Origin of the sequence: Streptomyces malaysiensis subsp. samsunensis (assembly GCF_024519315.1) — a bacterium.
Lineage (GTDB): Bacteria > Actinomycetota > Actinomycetes > Streptomycetales > Streptomycetaceae > Streptomyces > Streptomyces malaysiensis.
On sequence record NZ_JANIIC010000015.1, the window covers coordinates 56,780 to 74,830 of the forward strand.

General features: G+C 72.9%; 16 protein-coding genes. 8 read left to right on the forward strand and 8 right to left on the reverse strand.

The window, feature by feature from the left end; translation table 11 throughout:
- Positions 1-169: 169 nt before the first annotated feature.
- The 3 genes from NQU54_RS15280 to NQU54_RS15290 all read right to left on the reverse strand — a co-directional run bounded on the left by NQU54_RS15280 (position 170) and on the right by NQU54_RS15290 (position 3,331).
- On the reverse strand, positions 170-1,519 hold the full coding sequence (locus NQU54_RS15280; RefSeq protein ID WP_257631534.1) for a GAF domain-containing protein: 1,350 nt from the start codon (positions 1,517-1,519) through the stop codon (positions 170-172).
- Positions 1,520-1,609: 90 nt separating this feature from the next.
- The gene (locus NQU54_RS15285; RefSeq protein ID WP_257631535.1) at positions 1,610-1,744 is read right to left on the reverse strand and encodes a hypothetical protein; all 135 of its coding nucleotides are present in this window, start codon (positions 1,742-1,744) and stop codon (positions 1,610-1,612) included.
- Positions 1,745-2,068: 324 nt separating this feature from the next.
- Positions 2,069-3,331, reverse strand: a complete 1,263-nt coding sequence (locus tag NQU54_RS15290) for a glycoside hydrolase family 18 protein (protein ID WP_257631536.1) — start codon at positions 3,329-3,331, stop codon at positions 2,069-2,071.
- A 382-nt stretch (positions 3,332-3,713) separates the two neighbouring features.
- Here NQU54_RS15290 and NQU54_RS15295 point away from each other — a divergent pair, with 382 nt between their 5' ends.
- Positions 3,714-4,886 (forward strand): acyl-CoA dehydrogenase family protein, encoded by a 1,173-nt coding sequence (locus tag NQU54_RS15295; protein ID WP_257631537.1) that lies wholly within the window; start codon positions 3,714-3,716, stop codon positions 4,884-4,886.
- A gap of 46 nt (positions 4,887-4,932) precedes the next feature.
- On the opposite strand, the gene NQU54_RS15300 is transcribed toward NQU54_RS15295, so the two are convergent.
- The gene (locus NQU54_RS15300; RefSeq protein WP_069867502.1) at positions 4,933-5,298 is read right to left on the reverse strand and encodes a hypothetical protein; all 366 of its coding nucleotides are present in this window, start codon (positions 5,296-5,298) and stop codon (positions 4,933-4,935) included.
- Positions 5,299-5,516: 218 nt separating this feature from the next.
- Between NQU54_RS15300 and NQU54_RS15305 the strand changes: the two genes are divergently transcribed.
- From NQU54_RS15305 to NQU54_RS15325, 5 genes are all read left to right on the forward strand, one after another.
- Positions 5,517-5,957, forward strand: a complete 441-nt coding sequence (locus NQU54_RS15305; protein WP_069867501.1) for an Lrp/AsnC family transcriptional regulator — start codon at positions 5,517-5,519, stop codon at positions 5,955-5,957.
- A gap of 123 nt (positions 5,958-6,080) precedes the next feature.
- A complete protein-coding gene (locus tag NQU54_RS15310; RefSeq protein WP_257631538.1) occupies positions 6,081-7,733 on the forward strand; it encodes an amidohydrolase in 1,653 nt (550 codons plus the stop codon).
- A gap of 575 nt (positions 7,734-8,308) precedes the next feature.
- A complete protein-coding gene (lnt, locus tag NQU54_RS15315) occupies positions 8,309-10,144 on the forward strand; it encodes an apolipoprotein N-acyltransferase (protein WP_257631539.1) in 1,836 nt (611 codons plus the stop codon).
- Positions 10,145-10,464: 320 nt separating this feature from the next.
- Entirely contained in the window at positions 10,465-11,286 is an 822-nt protein-coding gene (locus NQU54_RS15320; RefSeq protein WP_257631601.1) for a polyprenol monophosphomannose synthase, read from the forward strand.
- Positions 11,287-11,427: 141 nt separating this feature from the next.
- Positions 11,428-11,616 carry a Rho termination factor N-terminal domain-containing protein gene (locus tag NQU54_RS15325; RefSeq protein WP_069867498.1) on the forward strand — a complete coding sequence of 63 codons (189 nt, stop codon included), beginning with the start codon at positions 11,428-11,430 and terminating at the stop codon, positions 11,614-11,616.
- Between the two features lie 34 nt (positions 11,617-11,650).
- On the opposite strand, the gene NQU54_RS15330 is transcribed toward NQU54_RS15325, so the two are convergent.
- The gene (locus NQU54_RS15330; protein ID WP_257631540.1) at positions 11,651-11,881 is read right to left on the reverse strand and encodes a hypothetical protein; all 231 of its coding nucleotides are present in this window, start codon (positions 11,879-11,881) and stop codon (positions 11,651-11,653) included.
- 603 nt (positions 11,882-12,484) lie between these two features.
- Here NQU54_RS15330 and fxsA point away from each other — a divergent pair.
- Positions 12,485-13,087, forward strand: a complete 603-nt coding sequence (fxsA, locus tag NQU54_RS15335) for an FxsA family membrane protein (RefSeq protein WP_441005745.1) — start codon at positions 12,485-12,487, stop codon at positions 13,085-13,087.
- Positions 13,088-13,397: 310 nt separating this feature from the next.
- Here fxsA and NQU54_RS15340 read toward each other — a convergent pair whose 3' ends face one another.
- Together NQU54_RS15340 and yczE are read right to left on the reverse strand one after the other, a co-directional pair.
- Entirely contained in the window at positions 13,398-13,772 is a 375-nt protein-coding gene (locus NQU54_RS15340) for an RNA polymerase-binding protein RbpA (RefSeq protein WP_014056358.1), read from the reverse strand.
- Between the two features lie 256 nt (positions 13,773-14,028).
- Positions 14,029-14,697 carry a membrane protein YczE gene (yczE, locus tag NQU54_RS15345; RefSeq protein ID WP_441005746.1) on the reverse strand — a complete coding sequence of 223 codons (669 nt, stop codon included), beginning with the start codon at positions 14,695-14,697 and terminating at the stop codon, positions 14,029-14,031.
- A gap of 96 nt (positions 14,698-14,793) precedes the next feature.
- Here yczE and NQU54_RS15350 point away from each other — a divergent pair, with 96 nt between their 5' ends.
- A complete protein-coding gene (locus NQU54_RS15350) occupies positions 14,794-16,317 on the forward strand; it encodes an SCO1417 family PLP biosynthesis transcription factor (protein WP_257631541.1) in 1,524 nt (507 codons plus the stop codon).
- Between the two features lie 101 nt (positions 16,318-16,418).
- Here NQU54_RS15350 and NQU54_RS15355 read toward each other — a convergent pair whose 3' ends face one another.
- Positions 16,419-18,050, reverse strand: a complete 1,632-nt coding sequence (locus NQU54_RS15355) for an ATP-binding protein (RefSeq protein WP_257631542.1) — start codon at positions 18,048-18,050, stop codon at positions 16,419-16,421.
- Position 18,051: the final 1 nt, after the last annotated feature.

Sequence of the window (18,051 nt, forward strand, 5' to 3'; positions counted from 1 at the left end):
GAGCCGACGGGGAGGCTAGGGGCGGTTACGTTGCGCGGACGTTGCGTCCCGGTGGCCGTCCCCTTGCCGTGGAGCCCGGCCTTCCTGGTGGGTGCCCCCCGGCCGTAGAGCTCGGCCTTCCTGGTGGGCGCCCCGGCCGCCGGGCCCTGACTTCCGAGCGGGCACGCCTTCACCGTCGGGCCCCGCCGCCCTGGCGGGCGCTCCCTCCGTGGTGGGCTCCGCCGCCCTGGAGCGCGCCGTCTTCGTGGTCGAGGCCGCCCAGTCCGTACAGCTCCCGCAGCCGCCGCACCCGGGCCGCCGGGACCGCCCGGCCCGGCGCATGGGCCGGAAGCGCGGTCAGCAGCGCCTCCGCGACCTCCAGATCCTCCTCGCCCCACGGCGTCTGCGCCCAGCGCCGCAGCAGTTCCGGATCGCCGTGGGACAGCACGGCGCGCCGCAATCCGTCCTCCAGCACCTGCCGCATCCGGCACACCCCCGGCGCCTCCGACAGCGGCAGCAGCGGCCCCGGGTACGCCCGCAGCGCCGTATACGCGTCACCGGAGGCCAATGCCTCGGCGGCGTCCGCCAGATCGGTGCGCACGGGTCCGCAGAGCCGGTACGGGCGCGAGCCCAGCAGCGGGCCCACCAGGCGGCGCAGCCGCGACAGCTCGGCCCGCAGCGTCACCGGGGAGCGATCGTCGGCCCGAGGGCCGTAGAGCTCGAGCGTCAGCTGGTCGCCGGACAGCCCCTCGGGATGGCCGGCCAGCAGCACCATGATCTCGCTGTGCCGCCGTCCGAGCCGCAGCCGCCGCCCGTCGACGGCCAGCAGCGCCTCGTCCCGGCCCAGCGCGGTCAGCGAGATCCGCGGGCCGCGCGTCCGCGGCGCCTCGGCGAGCAGCTGGGCCTCGGCGGCGCGGGCCGTCGCCTGGACCAGGGCCAGGCTGTGCGGGGCGGCCAGATGGTCCCCGCCGGTGATGTCCACCGCGCCCAGCAGCCGTCCGGTGTGCGGATCGTGGACGGGGGCGGCGGCGCAGGTCCACGGCTGCACGGTGCGGTTGAAGTGCTCGGTGGCGAAGATCTGCACCGCATGGTCGACGGTGAGCGCCGTCCCTGGCGCGTTGGTGCCCGCATGGCGCTCGTCCCAGCGCGCCCCGGCCACGAAGTTCATCCGCTCGGCCCGGTTGCGTACGCCCGCGTGCCCCTCCACCCACAGCAGCCGGCCCTGTTCGTCGCAGACCGCGAGCAGATGGGCCCCGTCGTAGGCGATGGTGCCCAGCAGCTCCCGGAACAGCGGCATCACCCGGGCCAGCGGATGGTCCGCGCGGTAGGTGTCCAGCGCGTCGTCCGCCAGGTCGATCGGTGCGCTGCCCTCCTGGGTGACCCGCGCGTCGGCCGAGCGCCGCCAGGATTCCGCCACCACCGGCCGTACGGCCGGACCCACCGCCTCTCCGGTCAGGAACGCCTCATGGGCGCGGCGCACGGCGCGGGTGCGCTCAGCGGGGTCGGTGCCGGACGCCATCGCCAGCCAGGGATTGACCATGGTGCCTCGCTCAGCGGTACGGAGGGGCGGAGTGGAGGGGTTCGCGCTGTCAGGCTTTCATGGATCGGGCCGGGTGGAGCAGTCGGCGGGTCAGGTACGGGCGGGGAGTGAAGGGGCGGGCACGACCCCGGGCGGGGAGGCATAGCCGCAAGAGTGGCAGATCTTCCACCCGTCCTGGTTCACGGCGAGTTGGCCGCCACAGCTCGGGCACTGCTCGGAGCTCATGTTCGTTCCTTTGGTTCATGCGCACCAGGTGGTGCGGGCCACCCGTGCGCTCAGATTTCCTTGTGGGGCGGATGCCCCGCAATACTCAGAACAAGCCGCGTTGGGGTACGAGCCCTGGATGGAGCGCGTTCACAGGGGGTGCGCGGCGCTGCCGCGGGATCTCCCCGCATACACTCCCCGCGCCCCCTCGCACCCCGCTTGAACGTGTCGCAGCGGTCGGCCTGCCGATTTTGCCCGGTGCGCGCCTCGCCCGGGGCGCACGACGAAGCGGGCGGGGAGCCGGTGAGGGCTCCCCGCCCGCGTCGTCAGGGGGTGCGTATGGGGTCAGTTGATGGACTTGATCAGCTCACCGTTCGAGGTGTCGCCGCTGAGCTCCCAGAAGAAGGTGCCGCCCAGGCCCTGCTGGCGCTTGTAGTCCATCTTCCCGCCGATGGTGGAGGGGGTGTCATAGCTCCACCACTGGTTGCCGCAGTGGGCGTAGGCCGTTCCCGCGACCGTGCCGTTGGCCGGGCAGGAGTTCTTGAGCACCTTGTAGTCCTCGATGCCCGCCTCGTAGGTGCCGGGTGCGGCACCGGTCGCCGTGCCACCGGGGGCGTCCTGGGTGACACCGCTCCAGCCGCGTCCGTAGAAGCCGATGCCCAGCAGCAGTTTCGACGCCGGGATGCCGAGGCCCTTGAGCTTCTGGATGGCGGCGTCGGTGTTGAAGCCCTGCTGCGGGATGCCGTTGTAGGAGTTGAGCGGGGAGTGCGGGGCGGTGGGGCCCTGTGCGGCCCATGCGCCGAAGAAGTCGTACGTCATCGGGTTGTACCAGTCGACGTACTGCGCGGCGCCGGCGTAGTCGGCGGCCTCGATCTTGCCGCCGGAGGAGCCGTCGGCCGTGATCGCGGCGGTCACCAGGTTGGACGAACCGAACTTGGCGCGCATGGCGGACATCAGGTTCTTGAAGGCGTCCTTGCCGCTGGTGTCACAGGTGAGACCACAGGCGTTGGGGTACTCCCAGTCGATGTCGATGCCGTCGAAGACATCTGCCCAGCGCGGGTCCTCGACCAGGTCGTAGCAGGACTGGGCGAAGGCCGCGGGGTTCTTCGCGGCCTCGGTGAACCCGGAGGACCAGGTCCAGCCGCCGAAGGACCACAGCACCTTCAGGCCCGGGTGGAGCTTCTTCAGCTTGCGCAGCTGGTTGAAGTTGCCGCGCAGCGCGCCCGCGTCCCAGGTGTCGGCCTGGCCGTCGACGCTGCTCGCCGCGTCGTACGCCTTGTCGTAGTCGGCGTAGGAGTCGCCGATGGCGCACTTGCCCCCGGTGACATTGCCGAAGGCGTAGTTGATGTGGGTGAGCTTGGCGGCCGAGCCGGAGGTCTCGACGTTCTTGACGTGGTAGTTGCGCTGGTAGATGCCCCATTCGGTGAAGTAGCCGACGACCTTGTCACCGGCGGCCTTCGTGGTGGGGGTCTGGGCGGCCTTGGAGGTGGCCTGGGGGGTACCGGCGCTCCGGGGTTCACCGGCGGCGGCCGAGCCCGCGAGCAGAGTGGCGGTCAGGACCGCCGTACACACCGCCGCGAGCGCGGCGGACAGTCTGGGTCTGAGCATGGAATCTCCTCGGTGGGGGGTGAGGGGAGAGTGAACTGCCCGACGACCTGCCCATAGCTTGACATGAACGCGCAGGACAGGGTGGGGAAACGGTAGAAGGACTAGACCACTCGGGTCAATGGTCTGGGCCAATCTGTTCCGCCGTGCGACGTTGGTGGGAGAGCGGGTAGGAAGGTGGTGGGCGTACCTGTGCGAAGTTGGTTGAAGCTCGGGCAACCGGTGCCGGAGCGCTCCGGATCGGGCATACTCCAACCGCCGTAGTGCAGGTCATCACCGATCGCGATCCGACGGGGCGGCCGGCCGGCGGCAGCAACACCGGCGGCGCCGCCTCACCCCGGCGAACGTCGCCGCAGCGCCTGACTAGGGGAGAGGAGAGCGCGCCATGACCGACCACGTCCCGCTGCCGGTGGAACGCGAATTGCCCACCGAAGAGGCCCGCGACCTGATGTCGCTCGTCCGCGAGCTGATCGAACGGGAGATCAAGCCCCGGGCCGCCGAGGAGGAGGCCGCCGGGCGCTTCCCCCGCGAGCTGTTCACCCTGTTGTCGCGGTCCGGGCTGCTGGGGCTGGTCCACCCCGAGGAGTTCGGCGGTGGCGGCCAGCCGTACGAGGTCTACCTCCAGGTCCTCGAGGAGTTCGCCGCGGCCCGGCTGCCCGTCGGCCTCGGCATCAGCGTCCACACCCTGGCCTGCCACGCCCTCGCCGGCTACGGCAGCAAGGAGCAGCTGGCCGAGCACCTTCCCGCGATGCTGGGCGGCGGTCTGCTCGGCGCGTACTGCCTCTCCGAGCCCTCCTCCGGCTCCGACGCGGCCGGGCTCACCACCCGGGCCACCCGCGACGGGGACACCTGGACGATCGAGGGCACCAAGGCGTGGATCACCCACGGTGGCATCGCCGACTTCTACACCGTGCTCGCCCGCACCGGCGCCGAGCGCACCCGTGGCATCAGCGCCTTCCTGGTCCCCGCCGACGCCCCGGGGCTTTCGGCGGCCGCGCCCGAGCACAAGATGGGCATGGCCGGTTCGCCGACCTCCCAGATCCATCTCGACGGGGTGCGGGTCCCCGACGCCCGCCGCATCGGCGAGGAGGGTCAGGGGTTCGCGATCGCCCTGTCCGCCCTCGACGCGGGCCGTCTTGGCATCGCGGCCTGCGCCGTCGGCGTCGCCCAGGCGGCGCTGGACGAGGCGCTCGCGTACACCGCGCAGCGACGGCAGTTCGGCAGGCCGATAGCCGACTTCCAGGGGCTGCGCTTCATGCTCGCCGACATGGCCACGCAGATCGAGGCCGGGCGCGCCCTGTACCTGGCGGCGGCACGACTCCGGGACGCGGGGCGGCCGTTCTCCAAGCAGGCGGCGATGGCCAAGCTGTTCTGCACGGACGCCGCGATGCGGATCACCACCGACGCCGTCCAACTGCTGGGCGGATACGGCTACACGGCGGACTTCCCGGTCGAGCGCTATATGCGCGAGGCGAAGGTCCTCCAGATCGTGGAGGGCACCAACCAGATTCAGCGAGTGGTGATCGCCCGCGCTCTCGCGGGGCCCGAGACCGGCTGAGCCGGACGTTTCGGTTGGGGGCGCGGCATGCGCCCCCGCCGCTTCGCTACCGCTGTGCCACCGGGAACCGGACCGGGCGGGAGCCGGGGCCGCCGAGGTGGGAGAACGGCTGCATCCGCCAGTCAAGGCCCGCCGGAAGCGTCAGCAGCAGCGCCGCGTTCTGCTCATGCGCCTCCAGCGACGCGTCGGCGGGCGCGGCGTCGGCCGCCCGGCGGCCGGTGCCGGCGCAGACCGTGAGCCCGAACGGGTCCCACGGGGAGGAGCACAGCGCGTGCTCGGGAAGAACGTCCTCGTCGGCGAGGAGTGCGATGGGACGGGCGCAGTCCGGGCAGATCACCCGGAACATCTCATAGGTGTCGTTGATGTCTTCGGTATCGATGTCGCCTGCGTCGAGGCGCTCGAGATGAGGCATGAGTTTCCCCCTCGGGTGGGCTGGTCAGGCGCGTCGGCCTCGACCACAGCAAGCATTTCCCTCGCGGCCGCATAGGTAATCGCCGCATCTCATAGGACACCCATGAGGAGATGTGGTGTTCGTCACATGCCCGATGCGGATGCGCCCGTACCAGCGTCTCCGTCCGCTGTGCCGACCCGTTGTGCCCGAGCGCCCCCGACCACATAAGGTGATCGGCTGTGGAGGAGTTGGACAGACAGATCGTGGAGCTGCTCGTCAAGGACGGCCGGATGAGCTACACGGACCTGGGCAAGGCCACCGGCCTGTCCACATCGGCCGTGCACCAGCGGGTTCGGCGCCTCGAACAACGGGGTGTGATCCGCGGCTACGCCGCCGTCGTGGACCCCGAGGCCGTCGGGCTCCCCCTTACCGCGTTCATCTCGGTCAAACCCTTCGACCCCAGCGCGCCGGACGACATCTCCGAGCGGCTCGCCGACGTGCCCGAGATCGAGGCGTGCCACAGCGTCGCGGGCGATGAGAACTACATCCTCAAGGTGCGCGTCGCGACCCCGCTGGAGCTGGAGCACCTGCTCAGCCGGATCCGCTCGCTGGCCGGTGTCTCCACGCGCACCACCGTGGTCCTCTCCACGCCCTACGAGGCGCGCCCGCCGCGCGTCTGAACGCCGGGTTCCTGAACGCCGGGCGCCTGCTGAACGCGCCCCACCCTGCTGAACGCGCTCCATCTCCGCTCCGAACACACCCCGTATACGTCCCATCCGACACCCCAGCCGAGGCAGCCCGCCGTGAACGACCCGACCCCCGCCCAGGCCCCCGAAAGCCGTACCGTCCTGCTGCGCGGAGGTGAGGTCCACAGCCCCGCCGATCCGTTCGCGACCGCGATGGTCGTCGAACGCGGCACCATCGCCTGGGTCGGCTCCGAAGGGGCCGCGGACGGTTTCGCGGACGGTGTGGACGAGGTCATCCAGCTGGACGGGGCGCTTGTCACCCCCGCCTTCACCGATGCGCATGTGCACACCACCGCAACGGGGCTCGCCCTCACCGGACTCGACCTCAGCGGCGCCCGTACGCTCGCCGACGCGCTGGAGCGGGTGCGTGCCCACGCCGCCGCCCACCCCGGCGACCGGGTGCTGCTCGGCCATGGCTGGGACGCCGCCCGCTGGCCCGAGGGACGACCGCCCTCCCGGGCCGAACTGGACGAGGCGACCGGCGGCCGCGCCCTCTACCTCACCCGCATCGATGTGCACTCCGCCGTCGTCACCACCGCGCTCCTGGACCTTGTGCCCGGCGTGTCGGACCTGGCCGGCCACCATCCCGGTCGGAGCGGCGCCCCCCTGACCGGCGCCGCCCACCACGCCGTCCGGGCCGCCGCCCACGCGGGCGTCACCGAACGGCAGCGCACCGACGCCCAGCGCGCCGCCCTCGCCCGCGCCGCCTCGCTCGGCATCGGCACCCTCCACGAATGCGCCGGGCCCGACATCTCCTCCGAGGACGACCTCACCGGGCTGCTGAAGCTCGCCGCCGGTGAGCCGGGGCCGCGGGTGTACGGCTACTGGGCCGAGGCCGCGAGCAGCGCCTCCGACCTGGACAAGGTGCGCGAACTCGGCGCCATCGGCGCGGCCGGCGACCTCTTCGTCGACGGGGCGCTCGGCTCGCATACGGCGTGTCTCCACCAGCCCTACGCCGACACGCCGCACACCGGCACCGCCTATCTGGACGCGGCGGCCGTCGCCGCCCATGTCATCGCCTGCACCGAGGCCGGGATCCAGGCCGGTTTCCACGCCATCGGCGACGCCGCCGTCACGGCCGTCGTCGAGGGCGTACGGGCCGCCGCCGACACGGCCGGGCTCGCCCGCGTCCGCGCCGCCCGCCACCGCGTCGAACACGCCGAGATGCTCACCCCCGAGACCATCGCGGCCTTCGCCGACCTCGGCCTCACCGCCTCCGTCCAGCCCGCCTTCGACGCCCTCTGGGGCGGCGAGGACGGTATGTACGCCCAGCGGCTCGGCCCCGAGCGGGCCCGCACCCTCAACCCTTACGCGGCGCTGCTGCGCGCCGGAGTGCCCCTGGCGCTCGGCTCGGACAGCCCCGTCACCCCGCTCGACCCCTGGGGCACCGTGCGTGCCGCCGCCTTCCACCGCACCCCGGAGCACCGGATCTCCGTCCGCGCCGCCTTCACCGCCCACACCCGCGGCGGCTGGCGGGCCATCGGACGGGACGACGCGGGCGTTCTGGTGCCCGGCGCGCCCGCCGACTACGCGATCTGGCGGACCGGTGAGCTCATCGTGCAGGTGCCCGACACGCGGGTCGCCGGATGGTCGACCGATCCGCGCTCCGGCACGCCCGGACTGCCCGACCTCACCCCCGGCGGCCAACTGCCCGTCTGCGTGCGCACGGTGGTGGGTGGACGCACCGTCCACCTCCGGCCGGACGAGTGACGCGCGGACGCCCCGTACCGCCGAACGATGAGCCCCCGGCCTGTCGTGGCATCTGAACACCGTCCGTACTGACCTGGTCATTTGAGGAAACGGCGCAGGTCATGCGGCTGTTGACAGGGTGCGGTCGGTGGCGGGTAGGTTCGGCCTCGTCCACCACAGGACGCCCGACCGGGGAATCTTCACGCAGTCGTCGAACGCCGCTGGGCCAGAGGGAGACGCGCCACCGCGGTGCGCCACCACTGGGAGCCAGGTCCAGTGCACGGGGGCGAGGGAGGGACGCCCGGGTCGGCAGGTGCGACCCGGGAGGGGCCCGGACGCTCAGTAGACAACGGCTCTCGGTCGATCCGCAGCCAGCGGGTCCCAGGTCGGCCCGAAGGGCGTCGGGCCCCCACTCCGCTCGCGCACACGGCGGGACCGCCCCCGGCGCGGGGGCGGGCCGCCGCCGGGACAGGGAACCCCCGCCATGGCCGAAGCGTTCCGTACCGCGAGGTCACAATCCGCACCTCGGGACCACTTCCGCGCGCCCGCGTTATACGGTCACCTCACCACAGCACGACCTGTAGGAAGGCCGCACCGTGCCATCGGGTTCCGACACCACCGCCGAAGCCGCCCCCACCGGGCCGGACGCAGACCGCCCGGGCCAGCGGCCCGGCTCCGCCGCCACGCCGCCCACCGGTGGTGCCGTGGAGGGCCGTGACGCCGCCGAGAGCGGCGAATCCGGCGCGGCCGGGACGACCGGGACCACCGGGGCCGGGACCACCGGGGCCGGGACGGCCGGTGCGGCCGGTGCGGCCGGGACCGGGGTCGCGCCGTCCACCGGAGAGCGGCGGCCCGGCCGGCTGCGCCGTCTGGGCCTGCTCGCCCGCCGCGAGGCGCGGCGCAGCGCGCTCGCGGCGGTCAGCGGGCTCGCGCTCGGCCTCGCCTTCCCGCCGTTCGGGGTGTGGCCGCTGTCCCTGGTGGCCGTCGCCGCCCTGGCCCTGCTCACCCACGGCCGGACCGCCCGCCAGGGCGCCTGGACGGGCTTCGCCTTCGGGCTGCCGTTCTTCCTGCTGCTGCTGAAGTGGCTCAGCGTGGTGGGCTGGGATGCGGTGGTGGGCCTGTCCATCATCGAGGCGGTCTTCCTCGCGCTGATGGGCGCGGGCCTGGCCCTGGTCTCCCGGCTGCCGGTACCGGCCCTGTGGCCGCTGTGGACGGCCTGTCTGTGGGTCGCCGAGGAGTGGGCCCGCGACCGGGTGCCCTTCGGCGGCTTCCCCTGGGGCCGGCTCGCCTTCGCCAACACCGGCTCGCCCTACACCCCGCTCGCCGCGCTGGGCGGCGCTCCACTGGTCACCTTCGGCGTGGCGCTGACGGGCGGGGCGCTCGCCTGCGCCGCGCTCGTCCTGTGGCGGCTGCGCGGCGCCGGGGGCTTCTCGGCGCGCCGCGCCCTGCCCGCCGCCGGGGCCGTGGCCGTCGCCGCCGCCGTGACGGCGGCCGGATTCGCGGTGCCCATCCCCACCGCCGCCGACGACTCGGTCGACATCGCCGTCGTCCAGGGCAATGTGCAGCAGCCCGGGATGGACTTCCTGGGCCGCCCCATGATGATCCTCGACAACCACGCGAAGGCGACCCTGAACCTGGCGAAGGACGTCAAGGCCGGCCGGATCGCCAAGCCCGATCTCGTCATATGGCCGGAAAACGCCTCCGACCTCGACCCCTTCCAGTACCGGGAGGCATACGCCCGGATCGACGAGGCCGTGCAGGCGATCGGTGTTCCGGTGCTGGTCGGCGCCCTGGTCGACCATCCGACCAAACAGGGCTATGTGGAGAACCAGGGCATCGTCTGGGACCCGAAGAGCGGTCCCGGCGCCTCGTACACCAAGCAGCATCCGGTGCCCTTCGGTGAGTACGTCCCCTTCCGCCAGGAGCTCAGCAAGATCATCACCCGGCTCCAGCGGGTGCCCCGCGACTTCTACCCCGGCGACCACACCGGTGTCCTCAAGGTCGGCCCGGCCCGGCTCGGCGATGTGATCTGCTTCGAGGTCGCCTACGACGAGATCGTGCGCGACACGGTCAACGCGGGCGCGCGGGCGATCGTCGTCCAGACCAACAACGCCACCTACGGTCGCAGCGGCCAGCCCGAGCAGCAGCTGGTCATGTCCAAGCTGAGGGCGATCGAACACGGCCGGCCGGTGATCACCGCGGCCACGAGTGGGATCAGCGCCGTGGTCTCCCCGGATGGCACGATCGAGCAGCGGACGAAAGAATTCACGCAAGATGTGCTCACCGCGCGCATCCCGCTGCGTGACGGCAAGACCCTGGCCGACCGCGTCGGTGCGATCCCCGAGTGGGTGCTCGCTATGGTGGGCGTTCTGTCCTGCGCGGCCGCGATCATGATCGGCCGTCGGGGACGTACGGACGAGAAGGGGCAGTAGCCGTGAGCGACGCACGCGAGGCCGACGAGCCGCGCCGGAGCAACGACCGTGATGACTCGCCTCGCGGGCGGAGAAGCGAGCAATCCGATGCCGTGAGCGACGCACGCGAGGCCGACGAGCCGCGCCGGAGCAACGACCGTGATGACTCGCCTCGCGGGCGGAGAAGCGAGCAATCCGATGCTGCGAGCGACGCACGCGAGGCCGAGGAGTCTGGCGCCAAGGCCGAGGAGCTGAGCACCAAGGCCGACGAGCCGAGCACGAAGGCAGGCGAGCCTGGCGCCGAGGCCGACGAGCCGCGTAGCGGAGCCGACGAACCGGGAATCGAAGGCGCGGAATCGGGGCCGCGCCGTGCGCGTCAGGATGACGGTGGCCGGCGGAAGTACGGGCTGCTCGGTTCGACCTTGGTGATCATTCCGACCTATAACGAGGCGGAGAACATCAGGCCGATCGTCACGCGGGTCCGGGAGTCCGTTCCGGACGCGCACATCCTCGTCGCGGACGACAACAGCCCGGACGGCACGGGCAAGGTCGCCGATGAGCTGGCTGTCGAGGACGACCACGTCAAGGTGTTGCACCGCAAGGGCAAGGAGGGCCTCGGCGCCGCGTATCTGGCCGGGTTCCGCTGGGGCATCGAGCACGGCTACGGCGTGCTGGTGGAGATGGACGCCGACGGCTCCCACCAGCCCGAGGAGCTGCCCCGGCTGCTCACCGCGCTCAAGGGCGCGGATCTGGTGATCGGTTCCCGCTGGGTGCCCGGCGGCCGCATCGTGAACTGGCCCAAGTCCCGCGAGTTCATCTCCCGGGGCGGCAGTACGTACTCCCGCCTCCTCCTCGACGTCCCGATCCGCGATATGACGGCCGGGTACCGCGCGTTCCGCAAGGAGACGATCGAGGGCATCGGCATGGACGAGGTCGCCTCCCAGGGCTACTGCTTCCAGATCGACCTGGCCTGGCGGGCCATCAAGGCGGGCTTCCACGTCATCGAGGTTCCGGTCACCTTCATCGAACGCGAGCGCGGCGAGAGCAAGATGAGCCGCGACATCGTCACGGAGGCGGCCTGGCGGGTCATGTCCTGGGGCGTGGGCACACGGGTCAACAAGGTGCTGGGCCGCAAGGACTCCAGGGACTCCAAGGACTTCTAGGCCCGCATCCCGGGCCTGGGACTCCCGGGCCCGCATCCCCGCCCTCGCCGCGGCCGTCCGATCCCCGGCTCCGCGCTCGGAGTAGTCCCGCGGGCGTTGTTCCGCCCCGTACCGGACACTTGAGGCGGAAGGAGGCGGAACATGGCTAAAGCGACCGCCAAGAGCGGGAAGACGACGGCGCGCGGCTCGATGGCCCGCGGAAGCGCCAAGTCGGGCAGCATGGAGACGCGGACCAAGGAGGACCTGTACCGCGAGGCCCAGAAGGCGGGCATCGAGGGCCGGTCCCAGATGTCCAAGAGCCAGCTGATCTCGGCACTGCGCCACCGCTGACCACGGGGACCACGGGATCGGGCCCGGCTCGGTCTCAGCGGATCCCCGGGACGGTCAGCACCGTGAGCAGTGCCGTCCCGGCGACCAGCCAGGCGACGTAGTCGCCGATATGCCCGGACTGGAGTCGCCGTAGGGGCGCGAGTAGCGCGGCCGTCCCGGTGTGGACCGGCCGCCGTACCGCGAGTGTGGCCAGGGTGATGGCGAGGGCCGTGGAGAGCAGCCCGAGCAGGATCCCGGTCGTCTGCCAGTGCGGCGGCACATACACCGGGGCGGCCGCGGCGCGTCCGTCGAGGAGCGTGCGCCGGTAGCCACCGGTGTGGGTGAACAGCGCCCCGGCCCGGCCCCACCGCGGACGCCACGGCCGGGATCACCCCGACGGCCGGCGACGCGGCCGGCAGCGCGGCGGGCACCGCAAGCAGCGGCACCGGGATGCGCCGGAGGCGGCCGCTGGTCTCGGGCTCCTCCTCACCGGTGGTCTCCGGTCCGCTGTCCTTCTCGCCCCGGGGCCTGCGGCCCGCTCCGGTGAAGATCCGCAGCCCGGCGCGCAGCACCGCGCCCCCGGTCACCGCCGACACCCGGTCAGCGCCGCCCACCACACGAGGACCTCCAGCACACCGGTCATTCGACACCTCCGCCGGCGGCGGGTACCCACGACCGCCGCGGCCGATTCTTCGCGATCCGCTGCCCTCGCGATCAGCTGTCCTCGCGTCGGCACGTCCTTGCGACCTCGCGGATTCGGTGCGGTCTTCTCCGGACTTCCGGACCCTCCGGGACCCGTCGCACGTTGGAACCCATGAGATCTCCTCGATCCCCATGACCATGCGACCCGGGCTCCAGATCGCTCACGGCCCCGGGCACACTTGGAGGCATGATGACCGGCGCATCGCAGCAGAGCGACCCGACCCGCCCGAAGCGCTCACGCGCCCGCACCTTCGTACCGCTGGGGATCGCCGCCTGGCTGGTGCTGGAGATCTGGCTGCTGACCCTGGTGGCGGACCTGGCCGGCGGGGTGACCGTCTTCCTGCTGCTGGTGGCGGGCGTGGTGGTGGGCGGGGCCGTGGTCAAGCGCGGCGGCCGCCGGGCGTGGCAGAGCCTGGCCGGGTCGATGCGGCCGGGCGCCGGGGAGCCCTCGGCGCGGCCCGGAAGCTCCTTCACGATGCTCGGCGGGCTGCTGCTCATGGTGCCTGGGCTGATCTCGGACGTGGCCGCGCTGCTGTGCCTGTTCCCGCCGACTCAGGCGCTGCTGCGGCACCGCGTGGAGAGCGCGCTGTCGCGCCGGATGGGCTTCGTCCCCGGATCGCCGTCCGACCCGTTCCGCCAGGCGCGTGAGGAGTGGGACCGCCGGAACGGGCAGGAGCCTCCGGAGCGGGGCACGGTCATCCAGGGCGAGGTGATCCAGGACGGGGACGACCGGGGCCGGGGCGGTGACGGAGAGCCGGGTCCCGGGCTGCGGCCGCGCGACCGGGGCTGAGACCACCGGGGGCCGTGGCCCGGCCGGACGCGAACCGGGGGCCATGGCCCCAACGGACGCGGACCGGGGCCATGGGCCCACCGGACGCGGACCGGGGGCGCCATTGCCCCGCGCCACCACGGCGCCCTGGCCCCGTCGGACGTGGACCGGGGGCCGTCGCCCCGCTGGGCGTAAACCGGGGGCCATGGCCCCACCGGACGTGGACCGGGGGCCGGCGCCCCGCCGGACGCGAACAAGGGCCGGGGCCACTGCTCAGCAGTGGCCCCGGCCCTCATTACCTCTGGTGTTATCGCAGTGCTGCCGCTCGCACTCAGGCAGACTTACGGGTGTCCCGCGGATGCACGGCGATGTTCATGGCTCCGGAGCGCAGGACCGCCAGCCGCTCGGCCAGCACTTCCTCCAACTCCTCGCGGGTGCGCCGCTCCATGAGCATGTCCCAATGCGTGCGCGCTGGCTTGCCCTTCTTCTCCTCAGGACCATCGCCGTCGACGAGGAGTGCCATGGCGCCGCACGCCTTGCACTCCCACTCCGGCGGGATCTCCGCCTCTACCGAGAACGGCATCTCGAATCGATGGCCGTTCTGGCATGCGTACTCCACCGCCTGGCGCGGGGCCAGATCGATGCCGCGGTCGGTCTCGTAGCTGGTCACCACGAGTCGCGTGCCGCGAAGAGCTCGCTCACTCATGAATCGTGCCTCCCGGGCTTGTCGCCCACAGGACAGGTGTCGCTGTCGTCGTCATCCGGTCAACGTCCGGTCGGCGGTGAAGATTCCCGTATTGGGACATGCGTCGCCCGTCGTGCCGCCCCGTTGTTCTACCCACAGGCGCCCGGTTTGTCACATCTGGCAGCAGATGTCACCCAGCGTTTCTGGTACTTTAGCGCGCAGTAACGGTCCGCCTGGTAGGCCAAGGGCGTACACTACCGCCCCGACCGCGTCAGCTCTAAATCAGGTCCCGGACCTGGGGCTCGACGGCGCCCTGTGCCACGATTCCGGACCCCGTCCCGGCGGGTGCGGGAATCGCGAAGACGCGCAGGAAGAGCTGCGACAGCGGCCCGATGGCCAGCGCGAACAGCACCGTGCCCACCCCCACCGACCCGCCCAGTGCGAAGCCGGTGGCCAGCACCGCCAGCTCGATCCCGGTCCGCACCAGCCGGATCGACCACCCGGTGCGCTGGTGCAGCCCCGTCATCAGCCCGTCCCGTGGGCCCGGCCCGAACCGCGCCGAGATATAGAGCCCGGTGGCCACGCCGCACAGCACGATCGCGAAGAGCAGCAGCGGGATCCGCGCCGCCAGCGCCTCAGGCTGTGGTGTGAGCCACAACGTGGCGTCCATCACGGGCCCGACCACCAGCACGTTCGACACCGTGCCAAGACCCGGCCGCTGGCGCAGCGGGATCCACAGCAGCAGCGCGGCGACCCCGACGGCGACCGTGACCGTGCCGATCGACAGCGGGGTGTGCTCGGTCACGCCCTGGTGGAAGACGTCCCACGGGTCGAGGCCGAGGTTGGCGCGCAACTGGAGCCCCATGGACGCCCCGTAGAAGACGAGCCCCACATACAGCTGGACCAGACGGCGCGGAAGGCGACGGCGCGGACGGCGATCGGACAATGCGTGCTCCTGGTGTGAGTGGCCTGCGGCATGTCACTCTGTGGCCCGGAACCAGTCCAGTTCCACGGCCAATTCCCGAAAGGTGGACCGCTTTCGATGAGTCCATGGACGTCCGCGGTCGGGGCACCCCAACTGGCCCGGCTGCTCGGGTCGCAGCACACCCGCGACGGCGTGGTCGCCGGGGCCGCGGCCTCGCTGACCGGGGGCCGCCGCGTGCCCGCCTACCGCTCCCTCGCCGATGGCGTACGGCTGCTCATCCTGGAGGGCCGGGTCGCGGTCGCGGCACGCCTCCCCGCCGAGCGCGAGCTGGCCACGGCGCTCGCGGTCAGCCGCACCACCGTCGCCGCCGCCTACGAGGCGCTGCGCGGCGAGGGGTTCCTGGAGTCCCGGCGCGGCGCCGGGAGCTGGACCGCCATGCCCGCCGGAAGCCCGCTGCCCACCCGGGGGCTCGATCCGCTGCCGCCCGAGGCCGCCGCCTCCGTGATCGACCTCGGCTGCGCCGCGCTGCCCGCCCCCGAGCCATGGCTCACCCGCGCGATGCGCGGCGCCCTCGACGAACTGCCGCCCCACGCCCGCACCCACGGCGACTACCCCGCCGGGCTGCCCGCCCTGCGCCAGGCGCTCGCCGATCGCTACACCGCCCGTGGCATCCCGACCATGCCCGAGCAGATCATGGTCACCACCGGCGCCATGGGGGCCGTGGCCGCCACCTATCAGCTGATGGTCAGGCCCGGGGAGCGGGTCGCCGTGGAGTCGCCCAGTTACGCCAACATCCTCCAGCTGATGCGGGAGGCGGGCGCCCGGCTCGTCCCCGTGGCCATGGCCGACCGGCTCGCGGGCTGGGACATCCCGTCCTGGCGCCAGGTCCTCAGCGCCGCCTCACCCCGGCTGGCCTATGTCGTGGCCGACTTCCACAACCCCACCGGCGCCCTCGCCACCGAGGAGCAGCGCAGGCAGCTCGTCGAGGCGGCCCGCTCGGCCGGAACGATCCTGGTCGCCGACGAGACCATGGCCGAACTGCGGCTGGACGAGGAGGTGGAGCTGCCCCGCCCCGTCTGCGCCTTCGACCCGGCGGGCAGTACCGTGATCACGATCGGTTCGGCGAGCAAGTCGTTCTGGGCGGGTCTGCGCATCGGCTGGGTGCGCGCCGCGCCCGATGTCATCCGCAGCCTGGTCGCCGCCCGCGCCTACGCGGACCTGGGCACCCCCGTCATCGAACAGCTCGCCGTCGCCTGGCTGCTGAACACCGGGGGCTGGGAGCAGGCCGTCGAGGTGCGCCGCGACCTCGCGCGCAGCAACCGGAACGACCTCGTCGACGCCCTCCGGCGCCATCTGCCCGACTGGGAGTTCACCGTTCCGCACGGCGGGCTCATGCTCTGGGCCCGCACCGGCGGCCTCTCCGGCTCCCGTATCGCGGAGGCGGGCGCCCGGCTGGGGGTCCGGGTGCCGTCGGGGCCCCGCTTCGGGGTGGACGGCGCGTTCGAGGGGTACGTACGGCTTCCGTTCACCGTCGCGGGAGCGGTCGCCGACAAGGCCGCCACCCGGCTGGCCGCGGCCGCCGACCTGGTGGCCACGGGCGCCACGTTCGAGGCCGAGTCGCCCCGTACGTACGTGGCCTGACCGGCCGTCGCCGCTCGCCCCGATACGTCACCCCGGCGGGCCATCCCGGCGCACCCCCGGCGGTTCAACCGTGGCGCGGCATCCCGGCACGCCCCGGCCGCTCACCCCCCGACGGGTGCCGGGGCCGCCGGCGCCGCGGGGTCCGGGGCGGGCAGCAGCCGGAGCACTGCCTGCCGCTCGGCCTCGCTGGCCGCCTCGTCGTACGGATCGGGCGTGGCCGGCACCTGGAGGCGGTGCACCGGCCCCGCGCCCAGGCGGGCGTAGCCGCGGCCCGGTGGGACCTCGGGCGTCGGCGTGGTGTGCGGTGGCGCCCCGAGGACGGCCGCCACCCGCTCGGCCGAGACCGGGCCCAGCACCACCCGGGCCCGGGTGTGGCTCCGCACGGCCTCGCTCAGCGCCTCCGCGGCGTCCAGCTGATCGGCCACCACGACCCGTACGTTCGCCGCCCGTCCGTGCCGCAGCGGCACGGCCAGCAGCTCCTGCGGATCGGTGCGGCCGTCGGCCGCCGCGAGATGGCTCATCACCGACGGCCGGTCCAGCAGGATCCACAGCGGGCGCCGGATGTCCTCCGGCGGGGGATGCCGCAGCTGGCGGGCGCGGTTGGCGGCGATCAGCCGGCGCTCGGTCTCATGCCCCGCCCACTCCAGCGTGGCCAGCATTCCGGCCAGCCCGCACTCCACCGCCAGCACCCCCGTCCGTCCGCTCAGACACGCGTACTCGCCGGTGCCGCCGCCGTCCACCACCAGCACCTCGCCATGGGGCAGCGCCTGAAGCGCGATGGAGCGCAGCAGGGTCGTGGTGCCGCTTCCGGGCTCGCCGAGCGCGAGCAGATGCGGCTCGGTGGAGCGCGGGCCGGTGCGCCAGACCACCGGGGGCACGTCATGGGTCTCCGGTTCGTCCCCCGCCGCCTTCTCGAGGCCCACGCCCGGTGTTGTGCCGTCCGAGCTCTCCTCGCACGTCTCCGGAGCCGCCAGCACCGGCAGCGTCCGCTGCACCGACGACGGGTCGGTGAAGCCCAGCACCGTCTCGCCGGGCGTGGTGACGAAGCGCTGGGCGTGGATCGTGGTGGACAGGGCGGGGAGCACGGTGAGGGTGAGGCCGTTGGCCTCCTCGTCCCACTCGAACAGATATTCACGGCCGCGTCCCGACTTCGCGTACAGCAGTTGCTCGATCCGGGTGCGGGCCGCGGGCTCGCCGTCGGTGAAGTACGCGGGGTACTGGAGATGCAGCCGGGTGAGCCGTCCGCCCTCGTCGAAGGTGAAGGAGTCGAACGCCTTGGACCAGTCGCCGCCGTGGCTGTAGAGCGGGCTGGGGTCCTCGGCGGCGGAGAAGTACGGCACCAGGGCCTCGTAGAGCGTGCGCAGCCGCTCGGCACCGTCCGCGCCGGGCGTCCGCGGTTCGGCGGTGGCGCGCCCCCGTCCGGCCCAGCCCGCCGCGCCGATCAGGCTGATGGCCGCCGCCAGTGGGCCGTACGGCAGCAGGAAGAGAACGAAGCCGCAGGCGACCACGAGGACGAACACCGGTCCGCGGCGGTCACCCGGCAGCTCCACCCATTTGCGCCGCCCGGCGGTGGCGAGCACGCGCAGCCCCCGGGAGAGCGCGACCAGGGGGTGGAGCACATCGGCGACGCCGTCGGCCGCCGTGCGGGCGAACGCGCGGCCGCGGACGAGCGGGACGAGCGAGGAACCCGCGGTGCTGCCGAGGCGGAGGCGGGGGAGCGGTCTCCGGGCCACG

Excerpts from the sequence above, each read along its gene's own strand:
- NQU54_RS15280 (WP_257631534.1), bottom strand. The coding sequence starts at position 1,519 with ATGGTCAATCCCTGGCTGGCGATGGCGTCCGGCACCGACCCCGCTGAG.
- NQU54_RS15285 (WP_257631535.1), bottom strand. The coding sequence starts at position 1,744 with ATGAGCTCCGAGCAGTGCCCGAGCTGTGGCGGCCAACTCGCCGTGAAC.
- NQU54_RS15290 (WP_257631536.1), bottom strand. The coding sequence starts at position 3,331 with ATGCTCAGACCCAGACTGTCCGCCGCGCTCGCGGCGGTGTGTACGGCG.
- NQU54_RS15295 (WP_257631537.1), top strand. The coding sequence starts at position 3,714 with ATGACCGACCACGTCCCGCTGCCGGTGGAACGCGAATTGCCCACCGAA.
- NQU54_RS15300 (WP_069867502.1), bottom strand. The coding sequence starts at position 5,298 with ATGCCTCATCTCGAGCGCCTCGACGCAGGCGACATCGATACCGAAGAC.
- NQU54_RS15325 (WP_069867498.1), top strand. The coding sequence starts at position 11,428 with ATGGCTAAAGCGACCGCCAAGAGCGGGAAGACGACGGCGCGCGGCTCG.
- fxsA (WP_441005745.1), top strand. The coding sequence starts at position 12,485 with ATGATGACCGGCGCATCGCAGCAGAGCGACCCGACCCGCCCGAAGCGC.
- NQU54_RS15340 (WP_014056358.1), bottom strand. The coding sequence starts at position 13,772 with ATGAGTGAGCGAGCTCTTCGCGGCACGCGACTCGTGGTGACCAGCTAC.
- NQU54_RS15350 (WP_257631541.1), top strand. The coding sequence starts at position 14,794 with ATGAGTCCATGGACGTCCGCGGTCGGGGCACCCCAACTGGCCCGGCTG.